Origin of the sequence: Paenibacillus sp. FSL H7-689, from assembly GCF_000517905.1 — a bacterium.
Taxonomy (GTDB): domain Bacteria; phylum Bacillota; class Bacilli; order Paenibacillales; family Paenibacillaceae; genus Paenibacillus; species Paenibacillus amylolyticus.
Genome location: NZ_ASPU01000015.1, coordinates 686,447 through 703,738 on the forward strand (window position 1 = coordinate 686,447; position 17,292 = coordinate 703,738).

Annotated in this window: 15 protein-coding genes; 5 read left to right on the forward strand and 10 right to left on the reverse strand. The window is 43.1% G+C overall.

Annotated elements, in window-relative coordinates; genetic code table 11:
* Positions 1-122: 122 nt before the first annotated feature.
* A complete protein-coding gene (locus C170_RS14145; RefSeq protein ID WP_036610508.1) occupies positions 123-710 on the forward strand; it encodes an NAD(P)H oxidoreductase in 588 nt (195 codons plus the stop codon).
* Between the two features lie 129 nt (positions 711-839).
* Here the strand turns inward: C170_RS14145 and C170_RS14150 are convergent, their stop codons facing one another.
* The 6 genes from C170_RS14150 to C170_RS14175 form a co-directional block, all read right to left on the reverse strand.
* Positions 840-1,481 (reverse strand): FusB/FusC family EF-G-binding protein, encoded by a 642-nt coding sequence (locus C170_RS14150; RefSeq protein ID WP_036610511.1) that lies wholly within the window; start codon positions 1,479-1,481, stop codon positions 840-842.
* A 296-nt stretch (positions 1,482-1,777) separates the two neighbouring features.
* Positions 1,778-3,394: a xylulokinase gene (locus C170_RS14155; protein WP_036611069.1), complete on the reverse strand. Its 1,617-nt coding sequence runs from the start codon at positions 3,392-3,394 to the stop codon at positions 1,778-1,780.
* Between the two features lie 120 nt (positions 3,395-3,514).
* A complete protein-coding gene (locus tag C170_RS14160) occupies positions 3,515-3,982 on the reverse strand; it encodes a GNAT family N-acetyltransferase (protein ID WP_036610514.1) in 468 nt (155 codons plus the stop codon).
* Positions 3,983-4,024: 42 nt separating this feature from the next.
* Positions 4,025-4,681: a hypothetical protein gene (locus C170_RS14165; protein ID WP_036610519.1), complete on the reverse strand. Its 657-nt coding sequence runs from the start codon at positions 4,679-4,681 to the stop codon at positions 4,025-4,027.
* A gap of 192 nt (positions 4,682-4,873) precedes the next feature.
* The gene (locus C170_RS14170; protein ID WP_036610522.1) at positions 4,874-5,746 is read right to left on the reverse strand and encodes a carbohydrate ABC transporter permease; all 873 of its coding nucleotides are present in this window, start codon (positions 5,744-5,746) and stop codon (positions 4,874-4,876) included.
* A gap of 16 nt (positions 5,747-5,762) precedes the next feature.
* Entirely contained in the window at positions 5,763-6,620 is an 858-nt protein-coding gene (locus tag C170_RS14175; protein ID WP_179086446.1) for an ABC transporter permease, read from the reverse strand.
* Positions 6,621-6,896: 276 nt separating this feature from the next.
* Here C170_RS14175 and C170_RS14180 point away from each other — a divergent pair, with 276 nt between their 5' ends.
* The 3 genes from C170_RS14180 (at position 6,897) to C170_RS14190 (ending at position 12,361) form a co-directional block, all read left to right on the forward strand.
* Positions 6,897-8,708, forward strand: coding sequence for a sensor histidine kinase (locus C170_RS14180; RefSeq protein ID WP_051447170.1), 1,812 nt, complete (start codon positions 6,897-6,899; stop codon positions 8,706-8,708).
* Positions 8,709-8,936: 228 nt separating this feature from the next.
* On the forward strand, positions 8,937-10,547 hold the full coding sequence (locus C170_RS14185) for a response regulator transcription factor (protein ID WP_036610525.1): 1,611 nt from the start codon (positions 8,937-8,939) through the stop codon (positions 10,545-10,547).
* 134 nt (positions 10,548-10,681) lie between these two features.
* Positions 10,682-12,361, forward strand: a complete 1,680-nt coding sequence (locus tag C170_RS14190) for an ABC transporter substrate-binding protein (protein ID WP_036610528.1) — start codon at positions 10,682-10,684, stop codon at positions 12,359-12,361.
* Positions 12,362-12,466: 105 nt separating this feature from the next.
* Here the strand turns inward: C170_RS14190 and C170_RS14195 are convergent, their stop codons facing one another.
* From C170_RS14195 to C170_RS14205, 3 genes are all read right to left on the reverse strand, one after another.
* Positions 12,467-13,066 carry a hypothetical protein gene (locus C170_RS14195; protein ID WP_155985069.1) on the reverse strand — a complete coding sequence of 200 codons (600 nt, stop codon included), beginning with the start codon at positions 13,064-13,066 and terminating at the stop codon, positions 12,467-12,469.
* Positions 13,067-13,258: 192 nt separating this feature from the next.
* Positions 13,259-13,567 (reverse strand): hypothetical protein, encoded by a 309-nt coding sequence (locus C170_RS14200; RefSeq protein ID WP_036610534.1) that lies wholly within the window; start codon positions 13,565-13,567, stop codon positions 13,259-13,261.
* Positions 13,568-13,598: 31 nt separating this feature from the next.
* On the reverse strand, positions 13,599-13,784 hold the full coding sequence (locus C170_RS14205) for a hypothetical protein (RefSeq protein ID WP_036610538.1): 186 nt from the start codon (positions 13,782-13,784) through the stop codon (positions 13,599-13,601).
* Positions 13,785-13,948: 164 nt separating this feature from the next.
* Between C170_RS14205 and C170_RS14210 the strand changes: the two genes are divergently transcribed.
* Complete coding sequence (locus C170_RS14210; protein WP_036610541.1) at positions 13,949-14,200, forward strand: helix-turn-helix domain-containing protein; 252 nt, start codon at positions 13,949-13,951, stop codon at positions 14,198-14,200.
* A gap of 1,258 nt (positions 14,201-15,458) precedes the next feature.
* Here the strand turns inward: C170_RS14210 and C170_RS14215 are convergent.
* On the reverse strand, positions 15,459-17,213 hold the full coding sequence (locus C170_RS14215) for a hypothetical protein (RefSeq protein WP_036610544.1): 1,755 nt from the start codon (positions 17,211-17,213) through the stop codon (positions 15,459-15,461).
* Positions 17,214-17,292: the final 79 nt, after the last annotated feature.

Below are 17,292 nucleotides of genomic sequence, written 5' to 3' on the forward strand. Positions count from 1 at the left end.
TTCATTCTTCCTATAGAACATCAAAGTGCGTACTTCCAGATGTTTTCATACCTGTTTATAATAGCATCAGCCACTGATTTATGGCTACAAGACTGCAATCCAGAAAGGTAGTGAAAGATAAGATGAACGTACTCGTTGTAGTATCCCACCCAAGAAAAGACTCCTTGACCTTTCAGGTAGCTCAACGTTTTGCACAGGGTCTTACCGATGCCGGTCACGGTTATGAGATATTGGATTTGCATGGAATTGGCTTCGACCCAATTCTCCGAGAGATGGATGAACCAGACTATACCCAAGAAACTCAGGTGTTCTCGCCTGAGGTTGAAACCGAGATGAAGCGATTGAAGAAACACGATGCTGTGGCTTTTGTGTTTCCTCTCTGGTGGTGGCATCTGCCAGCCATTTTGAAAGGTTATGTGGATCGTGTCATGAACAACGGATTTGCCTACGGCGCGAACAAGCTCTCTCATAAGCAGATATTGTGGATCTCTCTTTCGGGTGTGACGGAAGAACAGATGCATAAGCGCAACTATGGTCAATCGATCACCAACCTGCTCAATGTGGGAATTGCCGATTACTGCGGCGTGTCCCAATCGAGGGTTGAGTTTTTATATGAAACGTTGGAATCCAAGCCTGAGCATTATGAGGCACTGCTGAACCATGCACATCACTTGGGACTGAACTATGTCAACGATATTCCGACTCCATGATCGTATGAGAAAAAAGGTGTGAACCTAATATGAATTCTGAAGTTTAGTGGTACGTTCAATAGCGGATTACTATACTTGAACACGGCAAAAAGGTCGCTCCGAAGAGCGACCCTGCCTGTGTGTCTTGCATTATTTTACTGTCGAGAGAAGAAACTTCTCCAGCATAGTGATATCGGTAATACTATGGTTGCAAGCTGTGTTATCCATGCATACGTACTGGGCAATGGAAGAAAAGTTATCCGGCGAATGAGCCTTGGTCTTCACGTTGAAGAATCCGAGCTCCTGATGACGATGACAGAACATGCAGTACCCCTTTTTGTTCGTAGGTGTAATCCGTCCCTCAATACCGAGGAATCTGCCTTCGTACGGGTACACGATGAACAAACGGCTCGTCGCAATGTCAGTCCATCTCAGATAGGTTGTGTGTGCGTAATCGATGGATTCGAGATCGGGCACTTTGAGCTTCTTGGCCTTTGGAAAAAGCTTCTGAATCTGCTTCGCTGATACTTGCGGATATGGAATCAGATATGATTCGAGCTGGTTCAGATACGTCTGCAATTCATGTGTCGTCTCATACGTGGATAACTGCTCCAGCAGTTGCTTCTGCTCCGAAGTGAGTTCATCGAAGATGCTCACCGCATTTGTGCCGACCGTATAACGGACGGTTTCCAATACTTTGGGATCCACAACCGAGCGTAGCGTTTTAAGCAGGAAATCAGCTTGTTTTTGAATATAATTAAATTGATGATTCTGAATAAATGGTGTTTGCATGGCGTTCAGCCCCTTATTTTTATTGGAAGAACAAATAAGGTGCAAAGCCTGCGGGATGTAACATTATGTTGATGTTGATTCCAGGGCAACAATCTCATTTTTGTCGCGCCCTACACAAAGTCCGCCCCTATTCAGGCTTTGCGTAAGGCTTTCTAGCGAACGAGCAATCCGGCATTATCCATATTGCCACGTCATAACCCCCAATGCAGTAGATATACAGGAATTATAGCAGGGCAGCATAGTGTAGGCAACGGGCTTCGTTCCAATTTCCTCTGTTCAAGAAATATGATTACATCTCAGGCTTTCTTCCCATTCTCCACGAAATGATCTACCGCTGACTGCTCAATGGCCAGTCCTTCCGTGTAACGCTCCATGAACAAGGCAAATCCATTCACATCCGTGCTATTTGGAGAAACCTCTTGTCCTTCTGCATCAATAAACACCTTGGTAGTAAGGTACTCCGCCAAACCCTCGTGCTGCTGCTTATTAACCATGTAGGAAGCCAAAATAGCCATTCCCCATGCGCCACCTTCACCAGCGGTAGACATGACCGACACGGGAATATTCAGTGCGGATGCGCACATTTTTTGAGCGACTAGTGGGGTTTTGAACAATCCGCCATGCGCCCAAATGTGCTCAATCGTTACGTGCTCCTTCTGTGTGAGAATATCCAGCCCGAGCCTTAGTGCAGCAAACGCAGCAAACAGATGGACTCTCATAAAGTTTGCCAGGTTGAAGCGGCTCTCTGGAGAACGTACGAACAACGGACGACCTTTTGCAATTCCTGTAATGTTCTCGCCTGAATAGTAGCCATAGCTCAGTAAGCCACCGCCATCAGCGTCAGCTTTCAGTGCTTCATTGAACAACACACTGAATAACTGGTTCATATCGGGCTTCTGTCCCATCGCCTCATAAAACTCACGGAACAAGTCGACCCAGGCATTAATATCGCTGGAGCAGTTATTCGCAAGAACCATAGCCACAGGATTGCCATCAGGTGTAGTCACGATGTCAATCTCAGGGTATACCCTAGATAGGTTTTTATCTAATACAATCATGGCAAAAATCGATGTACCTACGGAAATGTTACCCGTACGTTTTTGGACGCTATTCGTAGCAACCATGCCTGTTCCAGCATCGCCTTCCGGAGGGCAAAGTGGAATATTGGATTCCAGATTACCTGATGGATCTAACAGTCGGGCACCAGCTTCACTAAGATATCCGGCATGTTCACCGGCAGTGTACACTTTAGGTAAAATATCTTTAAGATTCCACGTGTAGCCTTTGTCGGCAATTATATCGTCAAACTTCTTCAACATATCTTCATGGTATTCCAGTGTGGATTCATCAATTGGGAACATACCTGAGGCATCCCCTATACCAATAGCTTTACTGCCAGTTAACAGCCGATGTATGTAACCCGATAACGTCGTAATATAATTGATGTTCGTAACATGCTCTTCTCCGTTCAAAATCGCTTGATACAAATGTGCGATGCTCCAGCGCTCTGGAATTTTAAACTGGAATTTCTCGGTTAGCTCTGATGCAGCCTTACCCGTTGTGGCATTACGCCATGTACGAAACGGAACCAATAACTCCCCTGTTTGATCAAGTGCAATGTAACCCTGCATCATAGCAGAACATCCGATTGAGCCAATTTTTTGTATCGTTACACCATAATTTTTTTCAACCTCTTGCTTTAATTGATGATAGGTTTGTTGCAACCCATGAATCATTTCATCCATAGGGTAAGTCCAGTAACCGCCAATCAATTGATTTTCCCACTCATAACTGCTTGAACAGATGGTATTAAAATGGTGATCCATGAGTACAGCTTTGATTCGTGTGGATCCAAATTCAATACCTAGCGAAGTTTCTCCCCTGACTGTTGCTTGTTTCAAGTTTTGATCCATCATCGTATTCATCCTCTCTCAATTTGGAATTCGCCCGATTCGGAAATAGTTGATTTGAATAGCCCAAATCAAGGTGTAAATTTCATGAAGAAAGAGCAGGATTGGAGCTGTAACGGACAATTACAAAGTTAATACCGCCTGTACTTCGCCACATGCCAATATTTCACCGGTTTGAATAAAACCAAGAGAGTCATAAATTTTCTTCGCAACTACATTTTCAGGTTTGTAGGTGAGTTCTACAACTTTGGCTTTTCCACGTGGAAAAGTTCTCGCATACTCGATTGCTTTTACTACCATTTCTTTACCATATCCCTTACCTTGGTATCGCTGGTCAATCATCATCTTGAAGATGCCATAACTGCTATATTCAAAATTGCCATCCCCGTCATCATAGTACATCGAAATAAAACCTACCATATTGTCTTCCTTATAGACTGCAAAAGTAATAATAATCTGCCCCTCATCTGAGGCCACGTACGCTTCAGCAAGTGCATGTTGGTTCGAGGATATGAATCTTTGTTGATCTGGAGTGACTTTAAGTTCAATACATTCGATAAAATTATCCCAAGTTATTCTTCTAAATTCCATTTTGAATTCCCTCCCGCACTCATCATCATTACTATTTTCTTCCTATTTTGTTGCACTAATATAGCTCAATTTAAAAATACGATCATACATATATGTGTAAGAATCGTAATACTCAAGCGCCTTTTTTCTCTCTTCGTGGAAAGACTTTAATCTTTCCTTGTCCCCGGTATGAACATAGGCTATTAACTCAGTACTCGCTTTTTTATATGATTCCACACTATAACCCGCATCAGAAAAATCAAAGGAATTATAGTCTTGTACTGGAGTAAACACCTCTGGACGGATCCAGCCCTTAAATTCGGCTTCCTTTATTAACTGTTGTAATCTGGAGATGTCAACTTGCTCTTCTAATATTACTTTACTAAGAACATCAACCACTTCTTGCTCGATCTTGATGAATTTGCTTGTGAATTCATGATTGGAAAGATGCATCTCTATTAAATTTTTGGTGTAATGAGAATAACTATTCACTAGATTAAGCTTGGAATTCTTATACTCTACCGCAAATCTTGCATCACGAAGAACACTGGCCGGGATATAAGCACGATTTTCAATTATTTTGACTTCTGTCCCTGCCCTGGTCTTTAGTTCTTTTCCATTCAAAAATATACTTATCTTCTGTGGTGCGCTTGTCGCTGCAAAAGCAAGAGAAGCGCTTACTAACGACAAAGCAAGAGTAACAATTATTATTTTTTTCACTTCGTACACACCCTCTGATATGAATAATAAAGATAAGTTTCAATCAGCTATCATCGTACCATTTTATTCAAATAAAGGTAATACACTACATATATGCAACGTTCTTTATCCATACACAAAAAGAAGCCACCTCCCTGGCCTTCCCCAGTTCAGTGACTCCATTTTACAATCCTATTCATTCCCTACATTTAACTACTCCTTAACAGCCCCAACCACGATCCCAGTAACAAAATAACGTTGCAGGAACGGATACACTAACAAGATCGGCAGCGCGCTGATAAAGATCTGCGAAGCCCGAATCGTCCGTTGGGACAGGTTCTTCACCGCTTCTGGATCAAGCTTCGACATATCCGCTTGCACGATGATCGTCTGCATGAATGTAGCCAGTGGAAGTTTTTCCGCATCACGGATGTAGATGATTCCGTCAAAGTATGCGTTCCAATGCCCAACCATCATGAAGAGCGAAACCGTTGCAATAACGGGTACCGAGACAGGCAGATAGATTTTGATAAACGTTTTAAAGTGTCCTGCTCCATCGATGAATGCCGCTTCTTCCAGATCCTTCGGAACGGTACGGAAGAAATTCAGCAACAGAATGATGTTAAATACCGCAACCAATCCTGGCAGGATCAAGGCCAGCAATGTGTTCATCAGTCCCAGCTTCAGAATCAGGATGTACCCCGGAATGAGGCCACCGCTGAACAGCATCGTGATGACAAAATACCAGAGATAGATGTTACGTGCGCGGAACACCCGCGTCTCTTTGGAAAGTGCATAGGCTGCAATCGTATTAACGATTAACGCAAGTCCAGTACCAAGTACCGTCCGCTCCACAGATACCCATAAGGAGGAGAGGAAGTTGGTATTGGCAAATGTCTTCGCATACGCCTCCAGTGTAAATCCAATTGGCCAGAACGTTACGAGACCAGCATTTGCAGGTGCGGATGCGCTAAGTGATACCATGAGCAAGTGATACAAAGGCAGCAAGCAGAGCAGTGAAAGGATGGTCAGGAACACATTGTTGAATATGCTGAATATGCGGTAAGGCATCGTTTTATGATACATTCGTTTGTCATCCTTTCTAGAAAATTCGATATCCGGCGAATCGGTAAGCCAGTCGGTACGAGATCACAATCAGGATCAGGCTGATGACCGATTTGAACAGATTCACAGCGGTAGCGAAACTGAACTGCCCACTAAGCAGACCTTCTCTATACACAAACGTATCGATAATATCTCCTTGTTGATAAATTAACGGACTATATAAGTTAAAGATCTGGTCAAAGTTGGCGTTAAGCACATTACCCAGTGCCAGCGTTGCGATTACGATTCCAATGGGAATCAGTGCCGGGATGGTAATATACATCGTTTGCTTCCAGCGTCCTGCACCGTCCACCTCAGCCGCTTCATACAGAGCCGGGTTAATGCCGGACAATGCCGCGAGGAAGATGATTGTGTTGAAACCAAACTCTTTCCAGACATCACTCGCAATAATCGTGAACCGGAACCAGCTGCCATCCCCCAGGAAGAAGATCGGCTTGATACCAAATACGGATACCAGGAACTGATTGACAATACCCGTCTGGGCCAGAATATCGATCAGGATACCGGATAACGTTACCCATGACAGAAAGTGTGGTAGATACACGAGCGTTTGAATCGTTCTTTTCAGCGCCATCTTCCGTACCTCGTTTAGCAATAAGGCGAAGACAAACGGAATGATCAGATTCATGACAATCTTCGTGCAGGCAAAAAATAGCGTGTTCCACGTAATTTGCAGGAAGTAATCATTTTCCCACATGTACCTGAAGTGCTTTAGTCCTACCCATTCGGAATTGAAAAATCCCAGTGCAGGTTTATAATCCTGAAATGCCATCAAAATCCCGGACATCGGAATGTATGAAAATATAAAGACCATAATGGCCGCCGGCAACACCATGAAGTGCAGAATCCATGGCTGTTTATAGCGTTTTTTTCTCTTTTTATCCAGCTTGTTCCCAACGTTTGCCTGCGGAACCCGCTTACCCTCCAATTTAGCCTCCATAGCACTGCTCCTGTTCCCAAAAAAAGTTTTTGTGTGTGATGGGGTTCTCTGATATAAATAGTATCAAGCCATACTGAGGTCTGCTATATAACATTGTTAGGCTTGATAGTGTTTTGTTAGGGCCATCCTAGGAAGAGGTTAATTTACACACGAATTTAAAGGAGACTTTTCATGTATATATGGAAGCGCTTAATGCCTTTTCAAAATAAAACCAGATCCCGATTCAGTCTATTCGCCAAAATAAACTTGTTAATTGTGGTCTTATTCATCCCCATTCTGATCATGTACACCTACTCGAATAACGTCACCTATGATGTCGTCAGCAAAGAATTGCAGATCTCCAACACAAAACAGCTCACGTTTCTGTCCAGTCAGATCGACTCCCGTATCAATCAGATGATGGATTTCAGCCTGATTCTCTCCCGAGATCCGAATGTCAGAGCCTTCAACGGCCTGAACATGTGGGATGATCGATATGACCGGATGCAGACCCGTTATGTGATTCAGGAGAAAATGACGCTTCAGACGAGCGTTACCGATATATGGCCTACCCGATATGCGGTGTATTCACAGCAGAATGAGGATGTCATCGCCAACTACAATCGAACTACCGGATATGATGAGGCGTATTTGAAAAAAAATATGAGCGGACAATGGACCTATGGGGACCAAAGTGCCGAATCACAAGATGAGATGAAATCCTTCTACTGGTTCTTTACGGACTCCCTTGCCCAACCAGGAATGCTCACTGGAAGCAATCTGGTGATTGAAGCCAGCTTCAGCTATGAGAACATTCAGAATATGCTGGATACGTATAAAGCCGGCGGACAAGGTGATCCTTTCTTATATCACAAAGGAAATGCACCCATTCTGAATCGCAGCGCGGACAAACAGTTATCCGCAGCACTCACTCAGTATCTGGATACGCACTCGCCAGAGGATACCACACAGGACGTGGTCGAACTGAACGGAAAGAAATATCTGGTTAGCTCCGTGAAGTCCACCTATCTGGATTGGCATCTGGTTGACGTCATCCCGCTGTATCAGATTTTGAAACCCATCTCGCTCAGTCAGAATCTGTTCTACACCTGTATGATTTTGCTGCTGGTGGTGGGTATCTCTGCGTCAATCCTGCTGTACCGAAATGTTCAATATCCGATCAAAAAGCTGATCAAAGGTTTACGCCGTGTAGAGCAAGGGGATTATTCTGTCCGACTGTATAGCAAAAACCAGAATGAGTTCTCATTCCTGTTCCGCCGATTCAACGATATGTCCCATCAGATTCAAGATCTGATCGAAAATGTATTCCATGAGAAAATTAGAGCCAGGGAAGCTACGCTGAAGCAATTACAGGCGCAGATCAATCCGCATTTCCTATATAATTGTCTTGGTTATATCATCAACATGGCCCAAATGAAGGACGAGCAAGCCGTCGTCTCCATGGCGCATAACCTAAGTGCGTATTATCGCTACACCACCCGTATGGAACGGGAGACGTCGTCGCTACAAGAAGAGATCAAGCTGCTGATCAACTATCTGGATATCCAGAAGCTGCGCAATGGTCGCATTGAGTATCACATCGATATCCCTGAAGATATGCTTGCCCAGTCGGTGCCACGATTAATGCTTCAACCGATGGTCGAGAATTCCGTCATACACGGCGTGGCGAAGTCCTATTCATCCGGGGAAATCCGAATTACCGGGGAGCGCTTGAATGGTTTTGGCCGAATATACATCGACGACGATGGTCCAGGCCTAAGCCCGGAACAGTACGAAGCGCTAAACTTGAAGATGCAGGAACCTTTACAAGAAGAAATGGGCTGCGGCCTTTGGAATACGCACCAACGAATCACGCACCTGTTCGGCAGTCATTCCTACCTCCTATTCGGCCCATCCCCACTTGGCGGATTCCGAACCGAAATCATCTGGGAGATACCAAAAGAGGACACAGATTCCGATAAAGGTAGTACAGATATGAATTGATATCGATACTAACGATAAGTTGACATTTGATTTTGAACAAACCATTTACACGTGAACGCAGAGGACAGAAAAAACCTGAAGAAACGAAGTGTTCGCCTTTACCCCCAGATTTAAACCTTATAAAATTCATTCAATAAATCTGGGGATAACAGCGATCGGAAGGTTATTCTGTCATCGGAGTGGCAAGTGTAAATATGCCTTAGTTCAACCACCAAGGGAGACATTATAATGCAAATGATGATCGTAGACGATGAAGCACACTGGGTCGATAACCTGTCCATGACCAAGCCATGGCACACGCTGGGGATCGAACATGTGCATAAAGCATACTCGGCACACGAAGCACTACAAATGATCGACACCCACCCCATCGATATCGTGATCTCGGACATCCAGATGCCCGAAATGACAGGCATAGAACTAATCGAACGCATCCGCATCCGGGACAAAAAAATAAAATGTATTCTGTTATCCGGGTATTCCGAATTTGATTACGCCAAAAAAGCCATCCAGTTCGAAGCCGTAGACTATCTGCTGAAGCCGCCCACTGACGATGAATTAATGGGTGCTGTGCAGAAAGCCATCGATCAATTGAACAACGAATGGGAACTGGTCAGCTCACTGACACGAACGCAGTTTACATTGCGCGAGAATCTCCCCCATTTGCGAGGACGACTGCTCCTTGGGACTTTGCAAGGACAACGAATCGCCGCTGCCGAATGGGAGCGGAAACTCGCCAATTATGATCTCCCTTTTCACACCGGGGATGCCGCGTTAATGTTGGTTCGTTTGGAAGAAGAATTCGGACACTATGACAGCAATGATCAGACCCTGATCGAATATGCGATCATCAATATGGCGGAAGAGATTATGGGTGAGTTTATAGAGGTGTGGGGCGTCAAGGAGGAGCACGGATATCTGGTGTTTTTGCTTCAGTTGAAAGAACGGAAAGGCGATATTGGCAAAGAAACCATTCTGGAGAAGCTGTCCATTCAGCTTCAATCCAAAGTAAAACAATTTCTGAAAGGCTCCCTCTCCATCGTTATCACCGAGTGGTTCACCTTTCCGGATCAGCTCTACGATCGTTTCCGTCAGGCTTCCGCTTACTTCCGGCAGATCGTTGGCGATGAACGCGAATTTGTCATGCGTGTCAGCGATGTCGAGACACCTGCGGCACAAGGTCCCTTGGATGTACTGTACACCCCACCCACCTTTATTAGTTTGCTAGAGAGCGGACAGTGGGATGCCGCCGAAGAGAAAATACGCGCGGTCTGCGCGGAACTGGATGAGAAATGGTCGGAATCATGGGAGCATTGCATGGAGGCAGGTTTTCTTATTACGGCTTCATTCACCAATATTGCCCACCGGAACAAGCTGACTCTGACCACTTTAATGGGAAATGATGTCGAGGGTTTGCAAAGTGGGGAAGTTTTCGCTACCATCAGCAAATTGCGGAAATGGTCGCTCAGTGTGCTGGGCAAACTCAAGGAAGGTACGTCCAACGAGATCAAGGACATTCGTTCCGAGTATGTGAAGAAGATTCAGGATTTTACAGATAAGAACCTGCATCTGGATGTGTCTTTGCGTGTACTGGCTGACCATGTCAATCTGCACCCGACGCATTTGTCCAAGATCTATAAGATCGAAACGGGCGAAGGTATCAGTGATTATATCTCGCGCCTGCGTATGGATCGGGCCTGCCACAAGCTGGTGACGACCACCAAAAAAGTGTACGAAATCAGCATGGAAATTGGCTATATGGACCCGGCTTATTTTATCAAAGTGTTCAAGCGTCAATTCGGCGTTACGCCGCAAGAATATAGAGACCAGCATAAATAACATGACTGAAAACCGAATTTTTTGAACTTTCACTAATAGAGTCCTATCAAAACTAAAAAACTCATATAGATGCACTCCCGCACAAATTGGTACAGTTACACTGTAAAGATCATACACCGTAGGGGGATTGAACAATGATCAAATTCAAAAAAACATGGTGGTCACTGCTCATGGTTATCGCGCTCATCACGATCACTGCGTGCGGCAGTGGCGAGACAGCCAGTGACAATGGTAATAATACGCCGGGAACTGTCGGCTCAGCTGAAGCAGAAGCTGCTTTTGCTAAAGGAAAATATGACCCACCCATCGAGTTCAGTTCGGTATTAATGCCGAAGAAATACGTGCAAGGAGATACCAAAGAAAATAACGTGCACGATCGCTGGATGCTCGAAACGCTGGGTATGAAACATAAAGATACCTGGTATCCGGCCAATGACGATCAATACAGACAAAAGCTGCAACTGGCAATCGCCTCTGGTGAGAAACTGCCTGATTTCGTTACCGTACCCACCAATGCGGTACTGACGAATCAGCTGATCGACTCCGGTCAATTCATCGCTATCGATGAGTTGTTCGACAAGTACGCGAGTCAGACTCTGAAAGATCACGCAGCAGCACATCCTGAACTGTGGTATCCGTTCACCAAGGACGGCAAGAAATACAATATGCCGATCATGGAGTACACCGATAACGACGATACACTGCTCTGGCTCCGCGAGGACTGGATGGAGAAGCTGAACCTGGAAGCTCCGAAAACCATCGCAGACCTTGAGAACATCATGGACAAATTCAAGAACGAGAACCCGGACGGTCTGTCTCCAGACAAAGTATTCCCGCTGGCGATCTCGCTGAAAAATAACACCAACACCTGGATGGGTCAGCTCGACTGGTTGTTCGGTGCATACGGTACAATCGAGGAGCAATGGAACAAAGACGCAAACGGCAATCTCGAGTACGGCTCCGTTAACCCGGGTGCCAAACAAGCTCTTGCCAAGCTGGCTGAATGGATGGATAAAGGTTATATCCACGCTGACTCCGCTCTGTGGGACGAAGGAAAATCCGCTGAAAGCTGGACAGCTGGCAAAGCGGGCATTCTGCCTGGCGCAAACTGGGTACCGGACTGGCCTGCACCTGACCTGCTGAAGAATGTACCGGGCTCTAAGTATAAAGCTTACCCTGTTCCAGCTGGCCCAGACGGCAAGATCGGTACGAAGTGGCAGAACTCTGGTGTCAACGCAAGTATCATGATCAACAAGGATGCGAAGCATCCAGAAGCAATCTTCTTGTACTACAACTACTTGCTCGATAACCTGGCTAATCCGGCTGCGGGCAGTGAGTATGAATACGGCTTCGCCAAAGGTTACGACTGGGATATCATTGACGGAGAACCGACCAGTGACAAAGAGAAGATCAAAGACTTCTCCAACGAATTCCCTTTCCTGACCGGCCCGGCACGTATCCCGGATCTGTACATGAAAACACTCGTGAAGCTAGCCAACGGCGAGAAGCCTGAAACACCGTACGAGAAACAAATGGCCGAATTCCGTAAACCGGAAAACTGGTATGCAGGTAAAGTCGTTATGTCCCAGATCGACGTCCGTAAACAAAACTACTTTACTGGCGCTGCAACACCAACCATGGTATCCAAATGGAACCTGCTCCGCCAGTCCGAGATGGAAACCTTCAATAAAATCATCTACGGCAATCTGCCAATTGATGCCTTTGACCAATTCGTCGCCAACTGGAAATCCAATGGCGGAGATCAGATCACACAAGAAGTGAATGAATGGTTTAAGTCGGTGAGTGCGAAGTAAGAGTTGAAAAAGTTACACATGTCAAAATAAAAGAATTAAAAAACAAGCCGAAGCGTGCATTGCCATCGCTTCGGCTTGTTTTCTATATCTAGTTAACCCAACACTTCAAAATACAGCAACTTTAACAGAATCCGTACCCATAATTCGGTTTCCATTTTTCTCTTCTGATCCGACCTCAATACCAATTTTTAATGACTCAGAGGGGAACATTCCCTTTTGATCTGGACTTAACTCGATCACAATCGTTCCAGTGCCTCCGCCATTTGCTATGTAATTTCGTTCTCTCCCAATCTCAATCATCGTGCGCCATGAAGACTCATCAGAAGAATTCATCCAGGTGGATACATACTCAGCGGGCTTTAACTTCGATTGATGTTCAGGGTAACTGCTGGTGATGCTGGAGACACTCCATTGATCTGGGATATAAAATGCAACACCACCCCAGTCAGCGGGGTCAATCTCTACATGTGCTACTATTTTGATATGATCAATTTGCTCGTTCTTACCTTCAACAAATATCGATCCTTCTGTCATTGTCTTTAATTTCGTTGATTTAGCATCCAGATCAAAGTTTTTGACGTGAATGATATTGCCATTAACCACTGGCTCATTGGCTTCATTTATATTGGTATTCAAAAAAAGTAGAACAAACACAATCGCAATAAACATAAAAAGCAAGATTAAGTATTTAGATCTTTTTTTCATATAACCCATACCTCACTTCTGCCTTTGTTTGTTTAAGCTTAACACATACTCAAAACCATCCTTTCCTTAATTTAGAATTTGGAAAAGTAGAGCATTAAAACCGGAGCCAAAGCGATGGATTCACGCTTCGGCTTCGGTTTTTAAGTTAAAATCTAGGCAGCTTCCCCTGACTTATGGGTTCGCCTTAGTGGATCAAGCCTCTGTATCGGTCTCCTCTGACATCGACTTCGACTGACCCAGCAAGGATACTGTGATCTGAATGCCATCTCGTAGTCCCTGCATATACAACCGCTCATTTTCTATGCCTTTGCTGACAATATAGCGATTCTCCCACTCGATATATTCAGGTGTCTGCTCAACATCTTTACCTGCAAACAAAACTTCAAACGCTTCGTCTGTTCTCCCACGTACTCGACTCAGTTCAGGATCATGTTCTATCCGGACAGTCACCTCATCCAACCTTGCTTGAATCGCTCGTTGCACCCACGGTGGAAAATTCATTGCTTCTCCTCCCCTATATGTACCGTACTCATCACCGTACCACTCGACTATGCTTCGCCCTCATTTCACTAACTCGTGCCACCAGTTCGTCCACCCTTCGGCTCTGTTCCTGAACCTCAGGGTTCTCCCACAACGGAATCGCTTGCTTCAAGGATGCCTCACCAAGCTGATTAAGCTTGCGCCGTTCCTCTTCCAATAAGTCAAGCAACCGGCTCATACATCCACCTCTCTGATGGGTCTAAACTGCATCATGTTCTGTTAATGCTAGACGTGAGCAGTCATTTTTAATGCGAATATCGGTTTATTTTATTTTAATTCGATATCCGCATTAAAACAACCATTATTTCTCATACAATTTGGTTGAAATGAGGGGTGTACATAATGAAGCATAGACAAGAACCACCTGGCGACAAAAATATTATCGGTTCCCGAGTCGTAGCTATCCGTAAAAGTAAAGGAATCAAACAAAGAGAATTCCTAGCCAAATTGCAAACATTGGGCTTGGATATCAGTCAGACCAGTCTTTCACGATTGGAGGGGCAATATCGTCTCGTTCAAGATTATGAAGTGGTGATGATTTCTAAGGCTTTAGAAGTATCTGTGGGGTATTTGCTTGGGGAAGAAAGTGATTAAGAAACAACTAGACTAAGATCACCTTAATCTTGTCTGTATCCTTACGCTTGCAATGGAAGTTCGCATGTTAATATATCGCCTTGATTAGTAATAACAATTTAATTTTATTAGAATTATCTTTACATCAAATTTAGATTAACGATATTCGATATTTGTTTTCAAACAAAAAAGATATCTCCTAGATTTTATTCACATAACAAACGAAAGTAAAAACACCCCGAAGGATGCTAAACAAATTTTAAATGATTTAAGATAGTTGGCTCTATAATGGTTTAATTTCTTCCTTTTCCTTAGCGATGTTATTCTCAATTTCCTTGTTGGACAAGCCCGGATAGCCTCTTATACGTTCGAGTTCTTAAACACGATATTTCTTAGAAGCAATATTTGAGACCAACACTTGTCTTCCGTTAGAATGGCTTACCATTTTGCACCCCTCTCTACAAACATAGTTCGGCAAAAATATATTTTATCCTTTATGTGAGTCATGCTAGGTGTCAGATGCTTACTATTCTAAAATGTAAGATTTTTTGAAACGAAGCTCTCAAGAATATAATAATCAACTTACAAGTTATTTTGAAAACTTTGAGAGAACTCTTGGCGGGCCACCGTGAACAGATGCACTAGCAATTCCACCAGCAAGAGCTCCTTTAAAATCAAACGGTTGGGCTATGGGAGGCTACTGTTGGAAACCTTAGGAGGATATAGTTGTCAAAGGAGTGAGTCTACTCTCAGCTCTTGGCACTTTCAGTAGGAGGAACAGCAGCCGCAGCGTCGTTTGTCGCAGCAATCGGTGGGCCAATAACAATCGGAATTGCACTTGCGGCCCTAACATGGCTAGCTGTTAGTTCACTTATTGGAGACGGCTGAAAAAAAGATTGGCCAAGCAGGTTTGTTAAACTCTTCTCAGATAAAGAAATAGCTTCACAATATACGGAGGGAATAAACAATTACTGAAACGATACAAAACGCGCTATTGAAGAAGCTACCTCCTCAATTATTAAGGAACTAAAAGATTACTTGGACGAACAGGAGGCACTGCTTAACTCCTCTGATCCAGTTCTTTTAGAACAACGTAAGAATAAGGTAATAGACTACAAGTTTTTTCATACCTTAGGAGGATGATCTTTAGAACACTCATAAAGTTAAAAGAAACCACACAGCGTCACTGAAGTGCTCTGCCGAGTGGTTTCTTTTAACTTGGATATATCTTTATTTCTCTTAGAATTTCACTCTTCTAAGATCGGTTAGAATATGTCACCTAATTCGTAAACAGTCTTCTAACATCGGAGCTTTCAAGGATATTGCAGAACTCATCGAGTATAAACGATACCGCGGTCTCCAAAGGTATACTTGTAGGCACTCCTAGCTCTCTTGTACTGTATATCGCTTTCTTTGCAGAGCCTCTTGGCACAATCACATAGTTCTGGACTGTTGCATAAATGTCAACGAAATTTCGATATAATATAAAATTCAAAGCCTTTTTAATAAGACTAGTTTGCTTATCTAATGATATATTGTTTAACGATGATGTAATGATGTTTATCTCAGATACTTTTTCAATGAGGTGGTCAATTGCTCTTTTTGATGATACAGCTAGAACAGCAGTAGGCGCATAACGCAAAACACCATTTCTAGGAGTTGTGATTCCGCCTCTTGGTCCCAGAACTTCATAGTTTGAGTCAACTATTAAATCACATAAATGTTTGCTAGTATACGCCTCTAACTGTGGCCTTACAATTCCAGTATCTACACCATCTAAATCATATTTCCCTAAATCTTGAGTGATCAAATTTATTATATATTGTTTATTAGACTGTATATATTTAGTAATACCATCACTTACTACTCGATCCATAAACTTATGGAGTTCAGTAATCATCTCCAACACCTGACTCATGCACGCCATACTAAACAATTTATATAAATTGTAATCTTCAGAAAATATATCAAATACAGTATCATTGACTGTACTAGCCGAAGTTAAAGAAGCTGAATCAGGTACTAAAAACTCCATTCTTTTCTGATCAAAATACGAGTCCTTAAACATATATTGATTCTGCTTCAAATAAGTAATATTTAAATCATTCAATAACTTCAAAGTTGTCTGAAAGTTATCCAATTCATAGTTTGGAAATAAATTGTTTTTACCATTCTGAATTGTTTGAATAAGCTCTACCGTTTCTTCGACATTGGTAGGTGTACCTTGGACCTTACAAGCTAGAGGAAGAACTTCACTTCTTCTAATAAGAAAAATGGGGACTGACTTAAAAACATTCTTAAGCGTATCTTCATAAATTTGAAGAATATTATTTGTATAACCGTCACGACTACAAAAAAATAATACTCCACTTAATCCATCAAGCCCTAAATCACTTAACGATCTAATGTTGGTAATCTTGGTTCCATCTTCTTGCTTTTTAAGCGCTAAATCCATAAGACCTCTAGTATCTCTCATGTATAAGTCAATCTCTAGCTCGTCAAGGACATTAGCAAGATTTTCAGCCGCCTCAACTAAAACAGTAATCTTTTTTATATATTCATCAATGCCTTCAGTATTTAATATTTTCGCTAAATCCTTTGGAGTTATGCTCTCTTGAAAACGGTCTAACATTTCTCGTAGCTTTACTTCAAAGTTTTCATTTTCATTAATGGCCTGCAAGTTCAGTATTTTATATATTGGATTTTTCTGAACCTCATCATTAAATTGTTCGAAACTTGAAAAATCATTTGATTTTGCTATAGCAGAGATTCGAAATTGAATATCTTCAATCATTAAATCTTGCTCTTCTGAGGTTAAGGAGGAGATCAAATGATAATCTACAGTAACTTTTGTCCTATTCTTGTCCCCCAGAAACAGTGTAATAATCTTTTCAAGTTTTTTTACTAACGATGTAATAAACGATGTTTTTCCAGCTTTCGTCAAACCAAGTGCTGCAATTATCAATTTCCGTCTCTTTCTTCGCTCCTGACGATTCATAGCTACGTTCTCAAATTGCGGGACCACTTTATTCATTTCCTTACATACCTCCATGAAATAAAGTCAGCACCTGGCTAAACAAAAAAGACCTTGCCATAAAACGACAACGTCAAGA